Raw genomic sequence first — 25,741 nt, 5'->3', positions numbered from 1 at the left:
TGATATATCAAAGAACGATATTATTTTTTTATGATATTATGTTGTTTTTTTATGATTCTGTGAAATTAGTACTATAATTCACAATTATTTACAGTTCTTGGAAATGGAATAACATCACGAATATTACTCATTCCTGTCAAGTACATGACACAACGCTCAAATCCAAGCCCAAATCCAGCATGTCTGGCTGAACCATATTTTCTAAGATCCAGATAAAAATCGTAATCTTCCTTGTTCAATCCCAAATCATCCATACGCTGACACAGCTTGTCGTAATCATCCTCTCTCTGGCTACCCCCGATTATTTCGCCAATTCCCGGTACTAGACAATCCACTGCTGCCACTGTCTTTCCATCCGGATTCAATTTCATATAAAATGCCTTGATTTCCTTTGGATAATCTGTAACAAATACAGGTCTCTTATATATCTCTTCTGTCAAATAACGTTCATGTTCTGTCTGTAAGTCACAACCCCAACTTACCTTATAATCAAATTTGTCGTTATGCTTTTCTAAGATTTCCACTGCTTCCGTATAAGTAACACGGGCAAATTCAGAATTTACTACATGATTCAGACGTTCCAACAGCCCCTTATCTACAAAGCTATTAAAGAACTGCATCTCCTCCGGTGCATTTTCCAACACATAATTAATTACATATTTCAGCATACTTTCTGCCAATATCATATCATCTTCCAAATCTGCAAATGCAATTTCAGGCTCAATCATCCAAAACTCTGCTGCATGTCGCGTAGTATTGGAATTTTCCGCACGGAAGGTTGGTCCAAAGGTATAAATATTTTTAAATGCCATGGCATAGCTCTCACCGTTCAACTGTCCACTTACAGTAAGGTTTGTCGGCTTATTGAAAAAGTCCTGACTATAATCTACCGTACCATCCGGATTCTTCGGAATATTCTTTAAATCCATAGTAGTAACCTGAAACATCTCTCCTGCTCCTTCACAGTCGCTTCCGGTAATCAATGGCGTATGCACATATACAAAGTCTCTCTCCTGAAAAAACTTATGAATGGCATAAGCAATCAGGGAACGTACTCTAAAAACTGCCTCAAAAGTATTGGTACGTGGTCTTAAATGAGAAACCGTTCTTAAATATTCAAAACTGTGTCTCTTTTTCTGAAGCGGATAATCCGGTGTAGATTGACCCTCAATCAAAACCTCATCTGCCTGTATTTCAAATGGCTGTTTTGCCTCCGGTGTGGCTACCAGTTTTCCTTTTACAATAATAGCCGCCCCTACATTTAACTTTTCAATCTCTGCAAAATTCTCAAGTCCATCATGGTACACTACCTGCAACGGTTCAAAAAAAGTACCATCGTTTACCACAATAAATCCAAAATTTTTGGAATTACGGATGCTTCTGACCCATCCGCCAATTTGTACCTCTTTTTCCAGATAATCTTCTTTTTTTCTATATAAATCTCTGATATTAATCAGTTCCATAATTTTTCTCCTATTCCATTTTTATTCTGCTGCAGAATCACCATAAGTAACTACCGCATTCTCTCTTATCATATCCATAGCCTTATTATTACGATAGACCGATTTCACATAGTCTTCGCCGTATTCTTCCATCAAAGCATCTTCGCTCTCATAGTTTCCACTACTGATTATGCTATTAATATACTCCTTATATCCTTCTTCATCTACTTCAATTTTTTCCTTATCCGCAATGGCCGTCAGAATCAATTCCATCTCCAGATTCTGTTTCATATAGTCTGTAATCTCTGTATCAAATTCTTCCTGTGTTTGATTTATCGCAGTCAGATACTCTTCTATGCCCATATTATAGTCTTCCTTTAAAGACTTTTCCATCTCTTCTTTGTATTCTTTCACTCTTTCGTCTAATACTCCATCCGGAAGACTATTTACGGTACATATTTCCTGCAACTTCTCTATCACAGCAGTCTGAGTATCTTGTTCTTTACCAGATTCATTACTCTGTGTCAGTTGTTCCTTTATTCCGTCCTTTAAATCCTGTACTGTTTCATATCCCCATGAGCTAAAATTATCAATTACATACTGATCTGTTATAGTCTCATAGGTCATATCTACCTTGTTCACGATTTTATTAACGGTTACATTGAATACCACAGCCTGTCCTGCTAAATCTGTACTCTGATAATTCTCCGGAAATGTAAGATTTAAAGCAACTGTATCTCCTACATTTGCCCCGATCAAACCAGATTCAAATCCATCAATAAAAGTATTGGAACCGATTTCAAGAACTGTTCCTTGCGCAGTACCTCCGTCAAAAGCTACTCCATCCTTTAATCCCTCATAATCAATGTTTACAAAATCCCCATTTTCTACTGTAGTCTTATCTGAATCTTCATATGCGGGATACATATTAAATACAGTTGTTTCTATATAGTTTTTTACATCCTCATCTGTTACTTCATAATTGGAATCCATTTTCACTTCCATTCCTTTGTAATCTCCAAGCGTCACATAATCAGATGCATCGTATTCTGTTGTACTCTTTTTGTCACTTCCGCACCCTCCCAATATAGATAAGGTACCTACAGCTGCCAATAGTATTACTAATTTTTTCTTCATTCTACTTTACCTTTCTTTTCTAGTTTCCATTATAGTCGCTTGTAAATAAATACTATAAATGGTTATACTCAATAATAAAGAATATCACATTTTTACCTAATTGAAAAGCATTCTAGATTAGAAATTGCAAATAAATCACCCATGCACACTGTAAAATTTTAGGGAAATGTGATATATTGTGACTAAGCAAAGGTCACCTATTCTGAAAGGAGTTATTATGAGTACATTAAATTTGACATTATTGACAGACCTCTATGAACTGACAATGATGCAGGGGTATTTTAAAACTAAAAATCGTGAAGTTGTTGTTTTTGATGCTTTTTACCGCAATAATCCATGCAACGGCGGCTATGCCATCTGTGCCGGACTGGAACAGGTAATTGACTATATTGAAAATCTTCACTTTGATGAAGATGATATTTCCTATTTACGAGGACTTGGTATTTTTGACGATGATTTTCTGGAATATCTAAGTAATTTTCATTTTTCCGGTGATATCTACGCCATTCCGGAAGGTACTGTTATTTTTCCAAGAGAGCCATTGATTAAAGTAGTGGCTCCTATTATGGAAGCCCAGTTGGTAGAAACTGCTATTTTAAATATTTTAAATCACCAAAGTCTGATTGCCACCAAAGCTGCCAGGGTCTGCTATGCTGCTCAGGGCGATGGTGTTATGGAATTTGGCCTCCGTCGTGCTCAGGGACCAGACTCCGGTACCTATGGAGCCAGAGCTGCCGTCATTGGCGGATGCTGTGGAACCTCTAATGTCCTCTGTGGACAACTATTTGATGTACCGGTCAAAGGAACCCATGCCCACAGCTGGATTATGAGTTTCCCGGATGAATATACTGCCTTTAAAAACTATGCAACTCTGTATCCCTCAGCTTGCATTCTTCTGGTGGATACCTATGACACCTTAAAATCCGGTATTCCTAATGCTATTCGTGTCTTTACCGAAATGCGTGAGGCCGGCATTCCGCTTACCTTCTATGGTATCCGTATGGATAGCGGCGACCTTGCTTACCTATCCAAAAAAGCTCGTAAAATGTTAGATGACGCCGGATTCCCTGATGCTGTTATCTCGGCTTCCAATGACCTTGACGAATACCTAATTGAAAGTCTGAAAAACCAGGGAGCTACCATTACTTCCTGGGGAGTCGGAACTCACTTGATTACCTCTAAGGATTGCCCTGCCTTCGGCGGTGTATATAAGCTTGCTGCTATCCAAAATGAACAAGGAGAGTTCATTCCTAAAATTAAGCTTTCCGAAAACACGGAAAAAGTTACCAATCCAGGAAACAAAACCGTTTACCGCATTTATGAAGAGGATTCTCACAAGATAAAAGCTGATTTAATTTGTCTGGCTGATGAAACATTTGATACCAATAAAGATTTGAGGATTTTTGACCCACATGAACCCTGGAAAAAAACTCTGTTAAAAGCAGGTACCTATTCCATGCGTGAGCTTCTGGTAAAGATATTTGACCAAGGAACCTGTGTCTATCATTCTCCGAAAGTCATGGAAATTCAAAAATACTGTGATAAAGAAAAAGAAACACTCTGGAATGAGACAAAACGTTTTGTAAATCCACACAAAGTATATGTGGACTTGTCAGATAAATTATACGATATGAAACGACAGATTTTAAATGAGATGGGTCAGGAGTAATATTAAATGTCGCCAGTTCCATAACGGAACTGACGACATTTTTCTTATAACTTTTTAATTCGCTCAATTGCTGCGACTGTATTTTCATAAGTACCAAATGCAGTCAGTCTAAAGTATCCTTCTCCGCTTGGTCCGAATCCTGAACCTGGAGTTCCTACTACATTAGCATTTTCCAATAAGTAATCAAAGAATTCCCATGAGGTCATCTTGTCCGGTGTCTTTAACCAGATATATGGTGCATTTACTCCACCAAATACAGTAAATCCTGCATCCTGAAGTCCGGTCTTAATGGTTGCTGCATTCTTCATATAATAAGCAACCTGCTCTTTTAACTGAGCCTTTCCTTCCGTTGAATAAGTTGCTTCTCCGGCTCTCTGTACAATATAAGGTGCTCCGTTAAATTTAGTACCATGACGGCGTGCCCACATTGCATTTAAGGAAACATCTCCACATTTTAAGTCCTTAGGAACTACAGTGTATCCAAGACGAACTCCGGTAAATCCTGCATTCTTAGAGAAACTCTTTAACTCGATAGCACAAGTTCTTGCTCCTTCACACTCGTAAATAGAGTGTGCTACATCACTTTCAGAAATATATGCTTCATAAGCAGCATCATAAAGAATTACTGCGCCAACTTTATTTGCATAATCAACCCATTCCTGTAACTGAGCCTTTGTAATTGTGGTTCCGGTAGGATTGTTTGGGAAGCACAGATAAATCATATCCGGTGTTTCTTTTGGAAATTCCGGTACAAATCCGTTTTCCTTGGTACATGGCATATAAATCACATTGCTCCATGTCTCTTTTTCCGGGTCATATACACCGGTTCTTCCTGCCATTACATTAGAATCTACATATACCGGGTAGACAGGGTCGCATACGGCAATTCTGTTATCTACAGAAAAGATTTCCTGAATGTTAGCAGAATCACTCTTTGCTCCATCAGAAACAAAAATTTCGTCTGCAGAAATATCGCAACCTCTGGATTTATAATCATTTTCTACAATTGCATTTCTTAAAAATTCATATCCTAAGTCCGGTGCATATCCATGGAAAGTTTCTGCACTTCCCATCTCGTCTACTGCCTTATGCAGTGCATCAATGATTGCTGGTGCAATTGGTTGTGTTACATCACCAATTCCCAGACGAATAATGTTTTTATCCGGATTCGCTGCTGTAAAAGCATTCACTTTTTTTGCAATGGTACTAAATAAATAGCTGCCTGGTAACTTCTGATAGTTGTCATTAATCTTGTACATCTTACTCCTCTTTCTGCCTATCGGCTGTTTATTTTATTCTATTCCATCGGGCAATTCAACAATGCCGTCAAATACGGTAGTTGCAGGACCGGTCATATAAACCGGCGACTCACCGCCATCCCACTGTATTTTTAAGTCACCGCCCAAAAGCTTCACGGTAACCTCCTTTTGAACCAATCCATTTAACACAGCTGCTACTGCAGTTGCACATGCTCCGGTTCCACAAGCAAGGGTTTCACCACTTCCACGTTCCCAGACACGCATCCGTAAAGTCTGGTTGTCCAATACATTCACAAACTCTGTATTGATTCGTTTTGGAAAACGCTCATGATTCTCAAAATCCGGTCCTATTGCTTCTAGGTCTAGATTTCGTACATCTTCTTCCATAAAAATAACACAATGAGGATTCCCCATAGAAACACCATTCATCTGATAAGACTTTCCCTTTACCTCTAACGGCACATCAATGGCACGTTCTCCCTCTGCCACTACCGGGATTTTTTCCGGTACTAACTCCGGCGAACCCATGTTAACCTTTACCAACGCCACCTTGCCATTTTCGACGGTAAGTTCCAGATGTTTGATTCCTGCCAATGTCTCTACACTAATATTTTCCTTATTGGTAAGCCCGTAGTCATATACATACTTTGCTACACATCGGATACCATTTCCACACATTTCTCCCTGGGAACCATCTGCATTATACATGTCCATTTTAAAATCTGCTACTATAGATGGTTTTATCAGAATCAATCCATCCGACCCAATTCCAAAATGCCGATCACTAACATACTTTGAAACCTTCGCAGGATTCTTTACTTCTTCCTCAAAGCAGTTTACATATACATAATCATTTCCAATTCCATGCATCTTCGTAAATTTCACGCTGTCACCTTCCTTTCCTTCTCTGCTCTTCAACTAAGCATGCTCAAAATCATCTGAGCAGTCTCCGTCAGTCCTGTTCCGCTATCCATACTTGTCTTTTGCATATAGCGGTGAGCTTCTTCTTCTGTCATATTATTTCTCACCATCAGCAATTCCTTTGCCTGCTGAATAAGCTGTTTTTCTTCTTGACTGCGTGCTTTCGGTGCGGACTTTCGTTTTTTACGTTGCCGCTCCATGGTGTACACCATCATTTCCATTGTACTAACCAATTCATGTACCTTAAGCGGCATGGAAAGACACACAATATCCTCTACTTCTCTCTCTTCACACAAATTTGGGGCTGCCACCATAAGCATTTGAAAATGTGGTGGCAGATATTCATGTAATTCCGTATATAACATGTCCTGCAAGCGGTACCCACATACCACAATACCATCCCCCAACATATCGGTATTCTGCAAAACCTGAGCACCCGTTACACATACTGAACCAACCTGAAACCCACTTTTTATCAGAATGTTTTTAATACTTTTCCCGTTTTCAATTTTGGGAAATGCTACTATTACGTTAATCAAGACAATTCCTCCATGGAATTATATTTTATAAAGATACTCGTCAATTTCCCAATCTGTAATCTGCTGTCGGTATGCCGCCCATTCCTCACGTTTTGCTTCCGCATACTTCTGTGAAGCGTGGTTTCCCAATACTTCCTGGATAAAATTGTCCTTTTCTAATTCTTCTATTGCCTCGTTTAAATCAGCAGGAAGTGCCTGAATATTCAATGCTTCCATTTCCTCTGCTGTCATATCAAAAACATTACCATTCACTGGTTTTGGAGGCATTATCTTGTTCTTAATTCCATCTAATCCTGCCGCAAGACATACTGCAAGAGCAAGATACGGATTCGCTGCTGAATCCGGACTACGTAACTCTACACGGGTTCCCTCGCCACGAGCCGCCGGAATACGAATCAAAGGACTTCTGTTTGTTCCAGACCACGCAATATAAACAGGTGCTTCAAATCCCGGAATCAAACGCTTATAAGAGTTAATCAGCGGATTCGTAATAGCTGTCATTCCTTTCATATGCTTCATGATTCCGCCGATAAAATAATATGCCTCTTGACTTAATCCAAGTTCATCCGATGGATCAGCAAAAATATTCTTTCCATCCTTAGAAACAGAAACATTTATATGCATTCCTGAACCATTGATTCCCTGCTTTGGCTTTGGCATAAAACTTGCAAACAGTCCAAAACGTTTTGCAATAGTTTTTACTGCTAACTTAAATGTCATAATATTATCTGCAGTACGCATTGCTTCATCATATTTAAAATCAATCTCATGCTGCGCCGGAGCTGCTTCATGATGGGACGCCTCGATTTCAAATCCCATATCCTCCAGTGTCAACACCATGTCACGTCTGGCATTTTCCCCAAGATCTACCGGTCCTAAATCAAAGTATCCTGCACGTTCATGAGAAATTGTGGTAGGTCTTCCTTCATCATCTGTATGGAACAGGAAAAATTCACATTCCGGTCCTACATTGAACTGATATCCCAATTCTGCTGCTTCTGCAATGGTTCTTCTCAAAATATACCTTGGGTCTCCTTCAAAAGGTTTTCCATCCGGACGATAAATGTCACAGATAATTCTTGCAACCTTTCCCTGCTGAGGACGCCATGGAAAAATTACAAACGTATCTAAATCCGGATACAAATACATATCCGATTCTTCAATTCTCACAAATCCCTCTATAGAGGAACCATCAAACATACACTGATTATTCAACGCCTTTTCCAACTGGCTTTTGGTAATAGCCACATTCTTCAATGTGCCAAACATATCCGTAAACTGAAGTCGAATAAATTCCACATCTTCGTCCTCTACCATCTGCATGATGTCCTGTTTCGTATACTTACTCATGACGTAACACTCCTTTTCTTTCTTCTGTTTCTGATAATAACAACGGTTTTATCATTTGTCAATTCCACAAATGGATAATACTTTTTCGAATTCCATATCTCCCCCAAACAAATCAAGTGCACTTCCAACCGTTACATTTAATCTGTTTTTTCCCAATTCTTGCAATTGTCGAAGATCTTCCATGCTTCCTACTCCTCCGGCATAAGTAATCGGGAGCTTCTGCCAGTTTCCTAACAGTTCCGCCAGTTCCTTTTCAATTCCGGCAGCTTTCCCCTCTACATCTACTGCATGCACCAGAAACTCATCTGCATACACAGATAATCTTTCCAGAAGTTCCTCTGTCACCTTCTCTTCGGTAAATTTCTGCCAACGGTCCGTTACGATATAATATCCATCTTCCCGCTTCCGGCAACTTAAATCCAGCACCAGATGTTCTTTTCCTGTAATCTTCACTAATTTTTCTAAATTCTCGTAATTAATTATCCCATTTTTAAATACATAGGAAGTAACAATAACATGACTGGCTCCTACCTCCAGGAACTCCGCTGCATTATCTGCCGTAATTCCGCCACCAATCTGCATTCCTCCCGGATAAGCCTTCAAAGCACTTATAGCCTGCTTCTTGGTATCATTATAATATTCACTTCCTGCAGGATTCAGAAGTATAATATGTCCTCCCTTTATCCCATATTTCTGATATAATCTTGCAAAAAAGGAAGCATCCTGCTCAGATACAAAATTTTCTTCTGCTTGATTCCCTTCATCTCGCAGACTCCCTCCTACAATCTGTTTCACTTTTCCATTATGAATATCTATGCATGGTCGAAATTCCATCTTCAAACTCCTTATGCTGTCATCCTATTGTTTCCTTATTAAAATAACACAATCTATAAAAAATGAAAATATAAAATCTCTTTCCCGCTGCATATTTTTGCAATCATAAGTATTTCTTTACTTATTTAGTAGTAAAAATGATAAATATTTTTTATTATAAGTGTCCGTCAGTCATTGACAGTTTCGCTCCTTTTTGTTAAAATCGAGGGAATAACAGCAAAAGCAATGATAAAGAAAGTGAGGAAAAAAAATGGGTAAAATTATCGGCGAAGGAATTACATTTGACGATGTCTTATTAGTTCCTGCATACTCAGAACATACACAGAATATGGTAGACCTTTCTACCAATTTAACAAAGAAAATTAAGTTAAATATTCCTATGATGAGCGCCAGCATGGACACAGTTACTGAACACAGAATGGCAATTGCTATGGCACGTCAGGGTGGTATTGGAATTATTCACAAAAATATGTCCATCGAGGCACAGGCTGAGGAAGTTGATAAGGTAAAACGTTCTGAAAATGGCGTTATCACAGATCCATTTTCTCTTTCTCCAGAGCATACATTACAGGATGCTGATGATCTGATGGGAAAATTCCGTATCTCTGGTGTTCCAATTACTGAAAATGGTAAATTGGTTGGTATCATTACAAACCGTGACCTGAAGTTTGAGGAAGACTACTCCAAACAGATTAAAGAATGCATGACTTCTGACGGATTAGTAACTGCAAAAGAAGGCATTACCTTAGAAGAAGCAAAAGAAATTCTTGCAAAAGCAAGAGTAGAGAAATTACCTATCGTAGATGATAACTTCAATTTAAAGGGATTAATTACTATCAAGGATATTGAGAAGCAGATTAAATATCCACAGTCCGCGAAAGACGAACAGGGAAGACTTCTCTGTGGTGCAGGTGTTGGTATTACCGCTAATATGATGGACCGTGTAGATGCACTGGTAAAAGCAAAGGTTGACGTTATCGTTGTAGACTCTGCTCACGGTCACTCCAAAAATATCATAGAAGCAGTAAAGAAAATCAAAGCTGCATATCCTGACTTACAGGTAATTGCCGGAAATATTGCTACCGGAGCTGCTACTAAGGCTTTAATTGAAGCCGGCGCAGATGCAGTAAAAGTAGGTATCGGACCTGGTTCCATCTGTACTACTCGTGTAGTTGCAGGTATTGGTGTTCCACAGGTTACAGCTATTATGGACTGCTACGCAGTAGCCAAGGAATATGGCATCCCTATTATCGCAGACGGTGGTATCAAATATTCCGGAGATATGACCAAGGCTATCGCTGCCGGTGCTAACGTATGTATGATGGGTAGCATGTTTGCAGGATGCGATGAAAGCCCGGGAACCTTTGAATTATATCAGGGAAGAAAATACAAAGTATATCGTGGTATGGGCTCTCTTGCTGCTATGGAAAATGGTTCCAAAGACCGTTACTTCCAGCAGGATGCAAAAAAACTTGTACCAGAAGGTGTAGAAGGTCGTGTTGCATATAAAGGAAGTGTAGAAGATACTATATTCCAGTTAGTTGGTGGTCTTCGTTCCGGTATGGGATACTGTGGTACTCCTACCATTGAAGCATTAAAGGAAAACGGACAGTTCGTTAAAATTTCCGCTGCTTCTTTAAAAGAAAGTCATCCACATGACATTCACATTACCAAAGAAGCTCCAAACTATAGTATAGATGAATAATATACACATATAGCAAGAATGGGCTATGGCTTTAACGATTTTAATATCGCAAAGTCATAGCCCATTTTATCTGTATTCTTTATGGGTTTGCTCTATTGTTATTATTTGTTATACCATTGGTATCTGTTCCATTGGTTACATCATTATTGTTGTTTCCATTACCATTTGTAATATCATTCACTCCATTTTCTACATCGTTTCCAATATCTTCCACACCATCAATAATGTCATTTCCCACATCATTTATCACACCATCATTGCCATTTGTTGTTCCGTTTCCATTTGTTGTTCCGTTGTCATTTGTTGTACCATTGCCGTTTGTGGTTTCATTATCATTTACGGTTCCATTTCCATTTGTTGTTCCGTTGTCATTTGTTGTATTCGTTCCACAAGCTGTTATGCCGGACATTGCCAGTACCATTGTAGATAATACCAGAATCTTTTTTAACTGTTTCATAATAAAATCTCCTTCTTTATTTATAATTTTGTCCCTATTAATATGAACTCTTTCCCCTTTATTTATACATTCTTCCCTTTTTTCTTTTATTTTTTCATTTTAGGTTGGAACACAAGACTTGCAAGATAAGCAAAAACCAATGCTGCTGAAATTCCTACTGCACTGGCAGTAAATCCCCCCATAAAAATTCCTATAAATCCATCGGAATCTACTGCCTTCTGAATCCCTTTCCAAAGTACATTTCCAAACCCCAAAAGTGGGACACTTGCTCCGGCTCCGGCAAACTTTTGAAAAGGTTCATAAATCTGAATTGCACCCAGCACCGCCCCTGCGCATACCAGCAACACCATAATTCTTCCCGGTAGCAACTTGGTCTTTTCCATTAAAATCTGAACCAGAGCACAAATAAGTCCTCCAACCCAGAATGCGTTTATATAATCCATCATTTTCCTCCTATCCGGCATACTCCAGAACTACTCCGTGAGCAATTCCCGGTACACTCTGTCCTTCATTAAAGCTTACCGTAGACAGCAAGGCTCCGGTAGGCACAAATAGTACTCGCTTATATGTTCCTTTTTGCAGTTTTGGCAAAATCAGAGCACTCAAAGTCACAGCAGAGCAGCCACAGCCGCTTCCTCCTGCATTGGTATTCTGCGTTTCGCTGTCAAAAATCTCAATTCCACAATCCATATGGACTTTGGCAATATCAAAACCTTTTTTCTTTAATAAATCAAATAAAATTTCCTGTCCTACTGTACCCAAATCTCCGGTAATAATCTTGTCATAATCCTCTGGCTGCCGCTTAAAGTCTATCAGATTCTGATAAATGGTATCGCAGGCCGCCGGTGCCATAGCCGCTCCCATATTCATAGAATCTTTTACTCCGTAATCTACAACTTTTCCTGTAGTAATTCCGGTAATCCGTATGTGACTTCGCTTTGTTCCAAGTATAAAGGCACCACTTCCTGTAACCGTCCAGGTAGCTGATAAGGGTCTTTGATTGGCATACTCCAAGGGAAAACGAAACTGTTTTTCCGCACTGGCGAAGTGGCTGGAAGTAACTGCCAGCACATTTTCTCCATATCCTGCCGCTACCGCCATGGCTGCCAGAGACAAAGACTCTCCCGCAGTAGAACAGGCTCCATATAACCCAAATAATGGAATATTCAATTCCATGATTCCAAAAGTGGTAGCGATATTCTGCCCCAATAGGTCACCGCCAAAAATATAACGAACATCCTCCTTTTTCAAATTGGCTTTTCCCAAAGCCAGAGTTGCAGCTTCCTTTTGCAATGTACTCTCCGCTTCTTCCCATGTTTCTTCCCCGAACTTATCATCCTCGCCAATTACATCAAAAAGCTTTCCCAGTGGTCCTTCGCCCTCCTTCGTTCCTACAATACTTGCACTACTTTGCACATAAGGAGCTTGGTCAAACTGGATGCTTTGCGTCCCAATCATTTGCGACATAATATTTCCTCCTGATTTCCATAGTCTTTTTATAGTCTTTGCAAAAATCAGAATTTTATGTTTAAAAAAAGAAATAGCGCATTTCACCTAAAAGTGATATGCACTATTCCTTCGCAATTATAAAGGTTTTACCGGCGGCCGACTCGGATCTAATATCTCCGCCGCATTAAATAAATCCGATAAATTATTTTCATTTCCAATGACATTCTGATACAAACGATAACCATCTATATTTCTTCTGGTCTGCCTTACATAATTATCTCTGATCTGCACTCCATACTGACGCGAATCTACATTACAGAAGAAGTTATAACCTTGAGACTTCAAATATTGAAATTTCGCATTATTTTGATCATAATCCTTCCAGTCACCTAAATCTTCTCCATGAGCAAAGATAATCGTATCTGTACTTCCCACAATCGGCTCAATATTTTCCTTCCAACGTGTTGTGTCGGCTTGTAACTGTTCCAATGAGATAGAGGCCACTTTCAAATGCCCCCAGGTATGACTTGCAAAAGACCATCCCTCTGCCTTCATTGCATCAGCAACTTCCTTCGCTCTTGCCCGTTCTTCTTCAAGGTTAAATTCAGGATGATTTTCTAACCATTTTAATTTATCTTTATAAATATCTGCCGGACGCGTCTCATAACTAATATCCGTACGATATCCTAATACTCCATTATATCCGGTTAAAGCAATGGTTCCTCTTGCACCACGATAAGCTCCATCTGGATGTTCTTCCATGAACTTATCCAGCAATGGTACAATATCATAATCTCCTACCACTGTTGTTCCATCTGCCTGTATGTACTCACATTTCGGTTTTCCATTCTCATCCAAAACCATCCTAGAAGCAAATCCATAGTTATCATAACAATGGTAGTAGGATAAGTCATCTACAGATAATACATATGCCTTTTTCCCCGGTGGAAGTAAAATCGTTCCCTGTGAAAAATGCACGTTTCCATTCTCATCTACCGTCTGCTGTGCAATATCATGAAGGTTTACCAATACATAGCCCTCATCATACATGTTTTGGGTAATCTTATTAAACTCATCTATCGTGGTCATCCACTGATTATTTCCCTTTGCCTGTCGGTCACTGTCCTGATTCGCAAATGCTCGCTGCGGGTCTACCACCAACGAGTGATAGAAAATATGTGTTACTTCGTCTATATTAACCGGAACACATTCTGCCTTCGCCGCAGAATATCTGGAAATAGCTTCTGTCAGTTCCTGATATGTCTCATATTCACTATAAGACTGTATCAGTGCAATTGCCTTGTCATAATCATATCCGGCTGCTATTCTGTCTGCCTCAGCCAAAATCTGCTGCCTTTTCTTTTCTTCCACTTTCTCAGATTTCTCCTGCACTACAGCGGTTTCTATTACATCTTTTTCAGGATCTTTCTTATCACCCATACAGCATTTTATAGCTAATGCAAATCCAATAACTAACACTACTGCAAGAACTTCAATTCCTATTTTTATCTGTTGTTCTCTTTGTTTCCGCTTCTTCCGTTCCCTACTCTTATGTATCTGTTCTTTTTCATTCACAATCCCTTCCCCCTGTTTCATTCGGTTCTTTCTATATCATATTATGAACGTGAAAGAAAAGCAATCAAAGTTTTACAAATACTTAATCCTGATTTATTCACGGTTGTGCCGTGAAAGTGGCTGAAAGCCACATTGTTACTGTATTTTAACTGAATATTGCTTTTCACTTATTAAGTGAATAAAAAAAGAGCATCCAAATGTGGTAAAATTAAGGTGTCGAATCTTAAATCATAACCCAAAAGGAGCCCTTTATGAGTATTGTAAACACCTTATCTCTTGAAAGCAATAGACAAATTAAAATAAATTTTGACGGAGGTGATTTGTCCTCCGATGCAGGCTTACTTCTTATCAAAGAATTCGTAAGCAAACTTGGTATTGATAAGCTTTTTGACAAAGCTTTCAAGACCAATGATTCTGCATTATTCAGATATCATACGGATCAGAAAAATCTGCTCCAGATGATATATATGATCATTGCCGGTTATTTCGAAGATGATGCTTCCGATGAACTTACAAATGATCCTGTATTCAAGTCTGTACTTGAAAAAGATGCCCTTGCATCACAACCTACGGTATCAAGATTTTTTAACCGTACGGATGAAGATACCTTAAACCAGTTCCTTACTATTGGCAGAATGCTGAGAAAGAAAATCTACAGTATCCAGATGCCACAGGCTGTTATTCTGGATCTTGATTCCACTCTTCTTGATGCATATGGTAAACAGGAAGGAAAAGCCTTTAACTTCCACTATCAGAGTAATGGATACCATCCGCTTGTCTGTTATGATGGAATGACCGGGGATCTGATTAAAATCCAGCTTCGTGATGGAACACAGTATTCCTGTACCGGAGTGGTTGACTTCCTGCAGCCGATACTTGATGAATACCTGAACGATTATCCGGCAATCCGTATTCTGCTTCGTGGTGACAGCGGTTTCGCTACGCCTGATCTTTATACGCAGTGTGAGGAAAATGGCACAAGCTATGTTATCCGGCTGAAAGAGAATGGAATTCTCCGTGAAAAAGCATCCCATCTTGTGGATGAACTTGATGAGATAACAAGGAATAACAAAGTTGATTATGCGGTAGTTTATGGTGAATTCATGTACAAAGCAGGTTCATGGCCTTATGAAAGGCGCGTGGTCTGCAAGGTTGAAAAGCCAGAGAACCAGATGATTTACATGTACACATTTATTGTCACAAACATGGATTCCTCACCAGAGTATCTCATCAAATTTTACTGCAAAAGAGGACTGATGGAAAACTTCATCAAAGAAAGCAAATCCGGTTTTGATTTCGCTTCCGTAAGCAGTCATACCAGAATGGTAAATGCCAACAGGCTTCAGGTACACGCTCTTGCGTATAACATATTTAATTGGTTTAGACGATTGGCGTTATCAGCAAATATGCGAAAGCAACGCATTGATACCGTCCGTTTAAAACTGCTGAAGATTGCTGCGAAAGCAGTTCATTCAGCAAGATATATAACATTCAAGCTGTGTAGTAGCTGTCCTTACAAGAATGAGTTTTATGAAACTCTGTCAAATATCAGCAAGCTTAGTATACAGCTGGAATAGCAACTATTAACGAACCTTGACAGCTCGATAACTGCTCTGAAATTTTCCATAGGTATTTTATACCCTTTTGCAGGTGATTTGAGAGAAGTTGTTACGGCAAGGATTAGATTTTTTGATTCACGGTAAATTTATTGGTTCAGATACTGATCCGTGAATAATTCAGGTTAATTAATATTTTTTAAAAACTTAGGAAATGTTTTCCATGCTTCCCGCGACAGTTTTCAGGCGTAATATTTTGCCTGCGCATTCCATAATTTTGTATAACAACCATCCTGTTTTAATAACTGTTCATGACTTCCCCTCTCTACAATTTTCCCCTGTTCAAAAACCAGAATATCATTGCAGAACCGGCAACTACTCATTCGATGAGAAATATAAATACTGGTTTTATCCTCTACCATCTCATCAAATCGTTTATAAATTTCATACTCACTGATGGGATCTAAAGCCGCCGTTGGTTCATCCAAAATCACAAATGGTGCATCCTTATAAAGTGCTCTTGCAATGGCAATTTTCTGTGCCTCACCACCACTGACTTCTACCCCTTCCTCTTCATAATGATATAAAGGTGTATCCAATCCTTTTGGCATCTGTTCTACTACATCTTTTACCCCAGCCTTTTCCAGACACTTCCACACTTTCTCAGGATTTATGGCATTTTCTGTAGCTACATTTTCCCCTACTGAAAACGCAAACAAACTATAATCCTGGAATACTACACCAAATATACTCATATACTCTTTATAGTCATACTTTCGAATATCTACACCATTTAATGTAATATAGCCTTCTGTGGGATCATACAGACGACACAAAAGCTTAATAAACGTGGTCTTTCCTGCTCCGTTTCTTCCTACTACCGCCATTTTCTCTTTTAATGCAATCTTACAATTTACATGATTTAAAATCATCTCATCTGTTCCCGGATATCGAAAACTTACATCATGAAATTCTAATTCATATTCATTGTCCAAGCGTTTCTCAATTGGAATACTTCCTGTTTCACGCATATTCGGAAGCTTAAGAAATTCTAAAAAGTACTCCATTCCCATACAAATCTGCTTAATCTGAGGTTCTAACTCTAAAAGCTGTGATACCGACTGTCCAAACTGTACCAATGCTCCGGCATATTTTGTAAAAGAACCGATACTGACTGCCCCCGCCAGAACTTTCACACTAACCAGAAAATAGGAAAAAGCACGAAATACGCATCCCATTCCTCCCTGCAATGCCTTCATATTAAAATACCATTCCATCATATCCGTAAACAATTTATTTTGTTCTTTTCCCTTGTTTTTAATATTCTCCATAATCATCGATTTCATGGCAAACAGACGAATTACTTTTCCTGCCTCATATTTTGTGATAATATCCTCTATAATATATGCCAGTTCTTTTTCTGCTTCCGGATGTTTCTCTGAAATCTCCTGAAATTTCCGGTTCATATTTACCATAACTCTGTTTAAGAAAATCCCGATTCCGCCAAGAACCATACACAATAAAACTACGGATACCGGAATCTGACCAATAAAATGCACGAATGCATTTCCTTTTTTCGGAACCGAAAAACATAATATTACAATCAATATCACAGAGGCAACCATATTAAGTAAAATAGAAAGGCCCTGCTGATAATAGAGTAACAAAGACGCCATTCCTCCCTGAAAACGCATTTTCAATTCAGCAGCCTTTACATTTCCTATTTTATCTGCATCTTCCATAGATTCATAATCCAGATGCAATACTTTTTCACGTATCATTTCCGTAAACGCCATATCTATGGACTCATTCCGCTCTTTTCGCTGCATGGTAAGCCAAGCTTTTCCAACTCCTAACAAGAGATTCGCTCCCACTAAAATTCCTGCATAAATCATTCCGCCCTGATAATCTTTCTGCAATAACTCATCAATAATCTCTGCTGAAAGAAATAATCCAAGATAGATTTGCAGAATTTCAACCAAGCTCAACAGTATTCCAACCGGAATAACGGAATGATCTAGCCGCCATGCAATTTTCAAAAATTCCATTCCCTGCTTCTGATATGCAAAATGTTTTTTCATGCCTGCGCCTCCTGTTCCTGATAATAATGTGCCTGTACCTGAAACATTTGTGCATACGCGCCCTTTTGTTCCATCAGACTTTCATGAGTTCCTTCCTCTTTAATTTTTCCATCCTGCAAAAACAGTATTCTGTTGCAAAACCGTGTAGAACTTAAACGGTGAGAAATAAAAATGCTCATTTTCTCTTCTGTAAATGAATAATATTTCTCATACATTTTACTCTCCGTAATAGGATCTAAAGCGGCTGTAGGTTCATCTAAGATTACAATGGGCGCATCCTTGTAAAGAGCTCTTGCAAGCATTAATTTCTGCATTTCTCCACCGGATAACACAACTCCTTCTTGACTCAGTTCTTTTCCCAGAATTGTTTTTGCCTTTGCCGGCATACGTTCTACTCTTTCCAGTAATTCTGCCTGTTCTAAACACTCTCTTATTCTGTGTTCATCTTGTTCCTCTTTTGTCTGACAGCTTACATTTTCCTCCAGTGAAAACGCAAAGGAAAAGACCTCCTGAAATACCACTGCAAACTCTTTAAAATAGGTTTCTTTTGGAATCGTTTCAATATCAACCCCATCCAGATATATTTTTCCTTTTTGTGGTTTGTAGAGTCCGCAGATTAATTTTATCAGTGTACTCTTTCCTGCACCGTTCATTCCCACCAGCGCCAGTTTTTCCTCTGAGGAGATTGTAAGGCTGATATCATCTATTGCCGGTGTTTCATTCCCCGGATAGGTAAAGCTTACATGTTCCAACCGAACTTCATGCGGAATTCCTTCCTGTACTTTACTCTCTTTCCCATCTTCCTTTTCTGTTCCATATTCCATAAAATCACGATAATTATCCAGTACCGGTTTATTTTCAATCATTTCGTGAATGCAATTAAATATCTGTTCCATCCAATTAGAAAATCCCGCTACCACACCAAGATATAATAGTAACTGTGCTACTGTTATGTTTCCCTGTTGCATCTGATAAATAAAATATCCATAAGCCAGACCATCTCTTAAAACTGCTAATAGTACCTGACACACGTCCACTCCAAAATAACCCATTCGTATTCTGTGAATCACTGCCATAATCTGTCCATGTATCTTTTTCAGCGAATCCAAAAACCACCCTTCCGCATGATACATATGAATATCTTTTCCATTTTTGGGATTTACAATTTCCCGAAAAAGATATGTCTGCTTTTTCTCATATTTATGCTCTTCTTTCAAAAGTCTCATGTGACGTTTTCCATTTTTCCAGGTCAGTCCACACACTAAAAATGCCGTTAAAAACAGATATAACAAAATATAAATATTCTGTCCCCCTACCAGAATTCCATATAAAATCAGCCCCAGGACGTTTTTAATTAGTATAGGAACATTCCTCAGTACTGCCTCCATTCCCACATTGTTTCCAGCCCAGATATTCCTTAGTCCTGCCTGTTGCTTTTTCTGTCCCTCATCACTTTCCATGGCCTGATAATCCATTTCTAGACAATGTTTCTCATATTCCACTGCAAAGTCAATGCGGAATAAAAAGAACTTTCCGTATACCTTTTCACTCCCAAGTACCTCTCCCATTTCTACTGCCTGAAGCAACAACACATATCCTACAATAAAAATCAGCGCTTTTGTCACATTCTCCATCGTAAGCCGTTTTACTGCTGCACTGGCAAATGCCATTCCTAAGAATGGATTCATTACACTGCAAAAAATGTACAATACGGCAACGGGATATATTCCATAACCCTCATATTTATGAAAATAACGCATGAAATATCTGATATGATTCCACAATGAATATGTCTTTTCCGCCATTTTTCTTTCCTCCTTCTTTTACTCCCCATATAATAATACAGGAATCTCCACATATGGAAATTCCTGCACGAAATGTCATATTTTTTACACGGATTGCAATTTTCCTAAAGGTAATGTTACCTCTGTTGCAAAAATCCCCGGTTCATTTTGAAGATTCAGATATCCCTGATATTTATCTACCAGCAGCTTCACCCGGCGCATCCCAAATCCATGTTCTCCACGTTTATTGGTAATATAATTGCGTTCATTAAAGTCCGGATCTTCTTTTGCAGAATTTTGAATGGATAAATAAAACTGTTTCCCATTTACCACACAATATATGCGCAAGAACCTCTTTTCTATCGGTATCAGATCACATGCCTCCAAGGCATTATCTAATAAATTCCCCAGAATTACACACAAATCCACATCTGCAATTTCCAGCTCTTCCGACACCTGTGCCTTGCAGTTTACCGCAATTCTCTTGTGTTCTGCCAATGTCAGTTTGCTGTTTAAAATCGCATCTATCATAAGATTTCCTGACTTCACATAAGTATCTACCCGCTCCAAATCCTGCTCCAATTCATCCAAATATTGTTTTGCCTCTTCCCACTCCTGCAATGCCATCTGTGCCTTTATTACCTGAATATGATTGTGATAATCATGACGCCAGCCGCGCATATTCATATAAATATTTTTTATTTCATCATACTGCTGTAGCAAAACATTCTGTTGAAAATCTCTGGTCTGTGTCTCGTATCCCTTCTGATAGTGATATAGCGTCATTTCCAAAACGCCAAAAATCAACGTTGCCAAAGTTAAATATATCCATGCATTTTCAGACTGAAAGCACGTTAACCACACAATAATTCCATAAATTATTGCAGTAAGTATACCTGATATCGCATTCAAATATCCACGATGTCCTGCTAATAATAAAAAGCTTATCCACAAAAGTACACTTCCCACTGTGAATTCACTCACCCATTTTGTTCGTAAAATAACAAACTCAGACACCACCACCAATATCCCCAACATTGCTGCCTTTCCAAAAACACTTCGGAATGCTTCTTCTCCATAAAACAAAAGGTATAAAAGAATCGTTCCCGTGATGAAAAACCAACCAAGTTCCGGAATATTCCAGTAAGAAAAAGCAACCACTATTCCAGATACTATTCCTAAAACTACTGCCAGTTTTCCCTTTCCTTTTTCTATTTGATCTATTTGGTAACAATAATATAAATACAATACCAGACATCCACATTGAAAAAACAGGTTATTCATTCATTTTCTCCATTTCCCTGCGATAATAAGCCAAATATGCCTGATTCACCATTTCCCATTTTCCTCTTGCAATTGGAAGTCTGGTATAATCCTGCAGTTCTACTTCCTTACGTGTAATTCGAAGCACAGCCCCCATAGAAATCAAATAAGAACGATGAATTCTGCAAAATCCACCCCTTGTTCCCGCCCCCACATCTGCAAGCATCTGTTCCATTTCCTGAATTCCCTTTTTACAGCGAAAGATACCATTTTCAGTTTTTATCATGGTATCATGTCCTTCACTTTCCAGATACAAAATTTCTTTTACCGGAATGCGAACCTTTCCACCAGCTTCCTCCACCAATAGCACGGGTTCTGTCCTTCCTATACGTTCCACCGCTCTGTTTAAAGCTGCATAAAGTTTCTCACTGCTTACAGGTTTCAATAAATATGTTACCGGTTCTACCTCATATCCTTCTAAAGCATACTCGGAATTCCCGGAAATAAAAATAATTTGGATACTATCTTTCTTTTCACGCAGCTTTTTTGCCATGGTCATACCATCCATACCCGGCATTTCAATATCGAGCAGCAGAATGTCCATATTCTGCTGCTCTTCCCATTGAAATAAAAAGTGTTCTGCCCGCTCATACTTGCAGACTTCTACTACTTCCTTCTGTTCCTTCTCCCATTTTTTCACATAGGACTCTAATAACTTTAATTGTGCCACTTCATCATCACAAATTGCAATTCTCATACTTTTCCTCGGATTTGTTCTTATTCTTCACATCATATCATAAAACAAGTGATACTTCCATACCTTCCTCGGCTTTCTAGGGGGTTACCCGATGAATATCTCTCGGAAACATAGCGGCATATCTTACATTAGAAAAGCCTAGTAGCTGTGCTGTAAAACGTTCCAGCCCCATTCCCAGTCCACCATGAGGTGGCATTCCATAGCGATGTATCATCAAGTAACTTTCAAATGCACTGACATCCATTCCTCTACTCTGCATTTTTGCCACCTGCTCCTTATAGTTGTGAATTCTCTGCCCACCAGTAGTTACTTCCAAACCACGGAACAACAGGTCAAAGCTTAAGGTCTCCTGTGGATTTTCCGGATTCTCCATAGCATAAAACGGACGCTTCTTGGTAGGATAATGTGTTACAAATACAAAATCACTCCCTGTCCGTTCCTTCATAATTTCACCCAGCAATCGTTCTTCTTCCGGTTCAAAGTCCTCATAATCTCTGATTTTTCTTGCATAAGTTTTTGCTACCAGTTCCTTTGCTTCCTGAAACTTAATGGAAGGAATCTTTTTGATTTCCGGCACCTGTACCTTCCACAATTCTAATTCGTGCGCATAATTTTCTTTTAGATAAGAAAAAGCATACTGAATCATCGCCGTCTCCATTTCCATAATCTCTTCAAAACTTTCGATATATCCCATTTCAAAATCTACACCGGTATATTCATTTAAATGTCTTGCCGTATCGTGTTTTTCTGCCCGAAATACAGGAGCTATTTCAAATACACGTTCAAATACGCCAACCATCATCTGTTTATAAAACTGTGGGCTTTGCGCCAAATAAGCTTCCTTTCCAAAATAATTCATTTGAAAAATATTTGCCCCGCCTTCTGCTCCCTCCGATACAATTTTAGGTGTATGGATTTCTGTAAATTCCTGTTCTTCCAAAAATCTTCGGAATCCTTGACAAATTCCTGCCTGAATTTTAAAAATTGCTCTTTGCTTTTCATTTCGTAACGTAATCGGGCGATAGTCCAATAAATTCTCTATAGAAGTATCTACCTTCTTCTGATTGATTACAATGGGACTTTCCTCTTCCGGTCTGGATAGTATCCGAAGTTCCTTCATTCGAAGCTCCCATCCGGTTCTGGAACGTTCCTCTTCCACCACCTGTGCAGTTACAATCACACAACTTTCTTCCTGCAATTCTTCCATTTGAAAATCAGAAAACGCCTCACTATACACACACTGTACCACTTCGCGTTTGGTGCGTAATAGAACGAATGCAAACCCACTCATTCTTCGTATTTTATAAATACTTCCATGTATCTTAATAGTTTCTCCAATGTGATTTTTTAACTCTTTCATTTGCGTAATTCCTCCTAATCTATTCTCAATTTCTAAGGTCTTACGCTATAATCCATGCCGGCATCGTCTTTATGCCACATAGTATCACCACCCTTCTTGGTATAATGTGACAAGGGATTTATTGTATAAAAAAAGAACCTCACTGATAAACTTACCAATGTGGTTCTCCCTTTCTATCCCACACAGGTACAACACTAAGAGCGCTTGCACCTGTGATTATGTCACAACTGCAAACGCTGTTAATCGTCGTCCCTGTTCAGTTTTCTCAACTGAATATTCTGCATTTCATATACCTACCTTTAATTTTGTCCTATTGTAGCACTGATATTTCGGGTTGTCAACTATTCTTCTACTTCTGCTACCTTGACATGATTTTCATAAAATGTCTCATAAGGACAAGGCCGTCCAAAGAAATAGCCCTGAATATAGTCCGGTTCCAATTTATTGATTTTCGCTAATTCTTCCTCTGTCTCTATTCCTTCTATACAGATACGAAGTTCAATGCTGTGAATCATCTGAATAATATGCTCCAACAAACCATGCTCATAGTCGTTTTGTAAAGCCTTTACGGTAAAGGAGCGGTCTATCTTAATAATATTCGGACCTAAATCATAAAGATAATGGAAATTGGAATATCCTGTTCCAAAATCATCCAAAGCAAGCGCAACACCACTTTCTTTCAATCCATCACAAAGTTTTCGAAAATTAGAATCCGACTCCAGAAATCCGCTTTCTGTCAATTCAACAATAAGATTACGGGGATTCAGTTCATACTTCTCTATCATACTGGTAATTTCTTTTAAAACGTTGCTCTTTTTTACCTGAACATACGAAAGATTTACACTAACCCTAAAATCCGGTATGTATTTTTGAATCTCTCTACATCTGGAACAAGCCTGCTCTAATACCCACCTTCCTACCGGTATAATCAATCCGGTTTCTTCCAGAAGTGGTATAAATTCTACCGGCGAAACCGCTCCGGTCACTTCTGAATGAAAACGAAGCAAAGTCTCTGCACTTGCCAATTTTCCTATTTTCGCATCCACAATCGGCTGAAAATGCACTTCAAATCCTTTGTAATCATCATATATAGCATAGCGCATCTCGCTCAATAGTTCCTTTTTCCGCAGAAATTCCTTATAATCTCTTTCATCAAAAATATAAGACCTATTTTTTCCCTTCCGTTTTGCCTCATTCAGTGCAAACTCCGACAATTTCATAATAGAAGAAAAAGACTCATCCTGTATCTGGCTACAACTTAATATGCCTCCTGAAACAGTATAAACTGCTTCATAGTGATTTTGTTCAATAAACTCTTCCACTTTCTGACAAATCTTCTTATACAATTTATGAGCCTTTTTAGTACTTCCACCCTGAAAGTCTATAACCATAAATTCGTCTGCCACCATCCGATATAACTTCTGCCCAGGCTGGATTACCCCTTCGATACACTCTGCTGTCTTTCGCAGGATCATATCTCCATATTCAATTCCTTTATTTTCATTAATTTCTTTGAAATTATCAATACCAATACGAAGAATATACCCCTCTGGCACACGGGGACCTACTTCCCTCACATAGGACATAAGACTGGATTCCCCCAAAAGTCCACTGGTGTTATCCGCTTTCTGTTTTGCCCCAATTTCATTTATACAACCAATCATGAACTCAGGCTTTCCATCGGTATCCTTTATAATACGTCCACGACAATTAATCCAGATAGGTTTCCCATCCGGCCCCAGCCAACGATATTGAAGATTATGAAAATCCTTTTCCCCCGAAATCATCAGTGCCAAATCTTCTAAAAGCATATCAATATCTTCTGCATAAACAAACTCTCGAAGTCCTTCCGACACATTATGAAATTGAGCAGCCGATATCTTAAATCGTTTCAATGCCCCAGATGATATCGCATAAAAATCTTCTCTTATATCAAATATATACAAATAATCATCCATACATGGATTCAAAACCTCTATGAACTGACAAAACTTTTCCCAATTTTCCCCATGGCTGTTCCCTTCCATACCTTCTCCTCCTTTCGTTATAAAAAATGAGTACCTATCATAATTATAGGTACTTATTTTTTTAACTGTCAATATGAAATTAGACCCATCCAATACACTTTCCAATCCAATAAATCAGTCCCAAGGCCCAACTGGTAAAGATTCCATATAAAATGACCGGTCCTGCAATGGTAAAAATCTTACATCCGATTCCGAATACCTGCCCTTCTTTCTGGAACTCAATCGCCGGTGCCGCCACGGAATTGGCAAATCCGGTAATCGGAACCAATGCCCCTGCGCCCCCCCAGTTTGCCAATGATGGATAGATGTTACATCCCGTCAGAATAACGCTACTCAATACCAGAATCATACTGCACCAACTTCCCGCGGTTTCCTTGTCTAACCCAAATTGATTCATTGCTATATTTAAAATGAACTGCCCGATTACGCAAATGATTCCTCCTAACACAAATGCCTTTGCCATATTTGCGGGCAGTGAATGAGTCGGTGTCACCTGTTTTACATACTCATTATACGCTTGATTTTTCTTTTCTTTTTGTGCCATAGTTTCCTGTGCCATTTTATTTTCTCACTTTC

Annotated in this window: 21 protein-coding genes; 3 read left to right on the top strand and 18 right to left on the bottom strand. The window is 38.8% G+C overall.

Features of this window, described 5'->3' with window-relative positions:
• Window positions 1–71: 71 nt before the first annotated feature.
• Together asnS and tig are read right to left on the bottom strand one after the other, a co-directional pair.
• Complete coding sequence (gene asnS / locus BIV20_RS02935; protein WP_075717897.1) at window positions 72–1,463, bottom strand: asparagine--tRNA ligase; 1,392 nt, start codon at window positions 1,461–1,463, stop codon at window positions 72–74.
• Between the two features lie 21 nt (window positions 1,464–1,484).
• On the bottom strand, window positions 1,485–2,579 hold the full coding sequence (gene tig / locus BIV20_RS02930; RefSeq protein WP_075717895.1) for a trigger factor: 1,095 nt from the start codon (window positions 2,577–2,579) through the stop codon (window positions 1,485–1,487).
• Window positions 2,580–2,796: 217 nt separating this feature from the next.
• On the opposite strand from tig, the gene BIV20_RS02925 reads away from it, so the two are divergent.
• Entirely contained in the window at window positions 2,797–4,248 is a 1,452-nt protein-coding gene (locus BIV20_RS02925) for a nicotinate phosphoribosyltransferase (protein ID WP_075717893.1), read from the top strand.
• A gap of 44 nt (window positions 4,249–4,292) precedes the next feature.
• Here BIV20_RS02925 and BIV20_RS02920 read toward each other — a convergent pair whose 3' ends face one another.
• Genes BIV20_RS02920 through hisA form a run of 5 tightly spaced genes read right to left on the bottom strand, consistent with a single transcriptional unit; the run spans window position 4,293 to window position 9,151 of the window.
• Window positions 4,293–5,507 carry an LL-diaminopimelate aminotransferase gene (locus BIV20_RS02920; RefSeq protein ID WP_075717891.1) on the bottom strand — a complete coding sequence of 405 codons (1,215 nt, stop codon included), beginning with the start codon at window positions 5,505–5,507 and terminating at the stop codon, window positions 4,293–4,295.
• Between the two features lie 33 nt (window positions 5,508–5,540).
• Window positions 5,541–6,392: a diaminopimelate epimerase gene (gene dapF, locus BIV20_RS02915; RefSeq protein ID WP_075718220.1), complete on the bottom strand. Its 852-nt coding sequence runs from the start codon at window positions 6,390–6,392 to the stop codon at window positions 5,541–5,543.
• A gap of 29 nt (window positions 6,393–6,421) precedes the next feature.
• Entirely contained in the window at window positions 6,422–6,967 is a 546-nt protein-coding gene (locus BIV20_RS02910; protein ID WP_075717889.1) for an ANTAR domain-containing response regulator, read from the bottom strand.
• A gap of 18 nt (window positions 6,968–6,985) precedes the next feature.
• Entirely contained in the window at window positions 6,986–8,317 is a 1,332-nt protein-coding gene (glnA, locus tag BIV20_RS02905; protein WP_075717887.1) for a type I glutamate--ammonia ligase, read from the bottom strand.
• Between the two features lie 51 nt (window positions 8,318–8,368).
• Window positions 8,369–9,151 carry a phosphoribosylformimino-5-aminoimidazole carboxamide ribotide isomerase gene (gene hisA, locus BIV20_RS02900; RefSeq protein WP_075717885.1) on the bottom strand — a complete coding sequence of 261 codons (783 nt, stop codon included), beginning with the start codon at window positions 9,149–9,151 and terminating at the stop codon, window positions 8,369–8,371.
• Window positions 9,152–9,401: 250 nt separating this feature from the next.
• Between hisA and guaB the strand changes: the two genes are divergently transcribed.
• Window positions 9,402–10,856, top strand: a complete 1,455-nt coding sequence (gene guaB, locus BIV20_RS02895) for an IMP dehydrogenase (protein ID WP_075717883.1) — start codon at window positions 9,402–9,404, stop codon at window positions 10,854–10,856.
• A gap of 79 nt (window positions 10,857–10,935) precedes the next feature.
• Here the strand turns inward: guaB and BIV20_RS02890 are convergent, their stop codons facing one another.
• The 4 genes from BIV20_RS02890 to BIV20_RS02875 form a co-directional block, all read right to left on the bottom strand.
• The gene (locus BIV20_RS02890) at window positions 10,936–11,313 is read right to left on the bottom strand and encodes a hypothetical protein (protein ID WP_075717881.1); all 378 of its coding nucleotides are present in this window, start codon (window positions 11,311–11,313) and stop codon (window positions 10,936–10,938) included.
• 86 nt (window positions 11,314–11,399) lie between these two features.
• Window positions 11,400–11,756: a SpoVA/SpoVAEb family sporulation membrane protein gene (locus BIV20_RS02885; protein WP_075717880.1), complete on the bottom strand. Its 357-nt coding sequence runs from the start codon at window positions 11,754–11,756 to the stop codon at window positions 11,400–11,402.
• Window positions 11,757–11,766: 10 nt separating this feature from the next.
• Entirely contained in the window at window positions 11,767–12,780 is a 1,014-nt protein-coding gene (spoVAD, locus tag BIV20_RS02880; RefSeq protein WP_075717878.1) for a stage V sporulation protein AD, read from the bottom strand.
• Window positions 12,781–12,897: 117 nt separating this feature from the next.
• Window positions 12,898–14,337, bottom strand: a complete 1,440-nt coding sequence (locus BIV20_RS02875) for a polysaccharide deacetylase family protein (RefSeq protein WP_242939772.1) — start codon at window positions 14,335–14,337, stop codon at window positions 12,898–12,900.
• A 251-nt stretch (window positions 14,338–14,588) separates the two neighbouring features.
• Here BIV20_RS02875 and BIV20_RS02870 point away from each other — a divergent pair, with 251 nt between their 5' ends.
• Entirely contained in the window at window positions 14,589–15,914 is a 1,326-nt protein-coding gene (locus BIV20_RS02870) for an IS1380 family transposase (protein WP_075717874.1), read from the top strand.
• 221 nt (window positions 15,915–16,135) lie between these two features.
• Here the strand turns inward: BIV20_RS02870 and BIV20_RS02865 are convergent, their stop codons facing one another.
• The 7 genes from BIV20_RS02865 to BIV20_RS02835 form a co-directional block, all read right to left on the bottom strand.
• On the bottom strand, window positions 16,136–17,974 hold the full coding sequence (locus tag BIV20_RS02865; protein WP_075717872.1) for an ABC transporter ATP-binding protein: 1,839 nt from the start codon (window positions 17,972–17,974) through the stop codon (window positions 16,136–16,138).
• Complete coding sequence (locus BIV20_RS02860; RefSeq protein WP_075717870.1) at window positions 17,971–19,779, bottom strand: ABC transporter ATP-binding protein; 1,809 nt, start codon at window positions 19,777–19,779, stop codon at window positions 17,971–17,973. Before BIV20_RS02860 ends, BIV20_RS02865 begins: the two co-directional genes overlap by 4 nt.
• 84 nt (window positions 19,780–19,863) lie before the next feature.
• Window positions 19,864–21,042 carry a sensor histidine kinase gene (locus BIV20_RS02855; protein WP_083655072.1) on the bottom strand — a complete coding sequence of 393 codons (1,179 nt, stop codon included), beginning with the start codon at window positions 21,040–21,042 and terminating at the stop codon, window positions 19,864–19,866.
• A complete protein-coding gene (locus BIV20_RS02850; RefSeq protein WP_075717868.1) occupies window positions 21,035–21,778 on the bottom strand; it encodes a LytR/AlgR family response regulator transcription factor in 744 nt (247 codons plus the stop codon). The genes BIV20_RS02855 and BIV20_RS02850 overlap by 8 nt, the downstream gene beginning before the upstream one ends.
• Window positions 21,779–21,854: 76 nt before the next feature.
• A complete protein-coding gene (gene aspS / locus BIV20_RS02845; protein ID WP_075717866.1) occupies window positions 21,855–23,138 on the bottom strand; it encodes an aspartate--tRNA(Asn) ligase in 1,284 nt (427 codons plus the stop codon).
• A 341-nt stretch (window positions 23,139–23,479) separates the two neighbouring features.
• Window positions 23,480–25,165 carry a bifunctional diguanylate cyclase/phosphodiesterase gene (locus BIV20_RS02840; protein ID WP_075717864.1) on the bottom strand — a complete coding sequence of 562 codons (1,686 nt, stop codon included), beginning with the start codon at window positions 25,163–25,165 and terminating at the stop codon, window positions 23,480–23,482.
• A gap of 79 nt (window positions 25,166–25,244) precedes the next feature.
• A complete protein-coding gene (locus tag BIV20_RS02835) occupies window positions 25,245–25,724 on the bottom strand; it encodes a SpoVA/SpoVAEb family sporulation membrane protein (RefSeq protein ID WP_075717862.1) in 480 nt (159 codons plus the stop codon).
• Window positions 25,725–25,741: the final 17 nt, after the last annotated feature.

The sequence above is a fragment of the Roseburia sp. 499 genome (genome assembly GCF_001940225.2).
GTDB lineage: Bacteria > Bacillota > Clostridia > Lachnospirales > Lachnospiraceae > Petralouisia.
The sequence above is the reverse complement of the archived record's forward strand: the minus strand, read 5'-3'. Positions and strand labels throughout refer to the sequence as shown.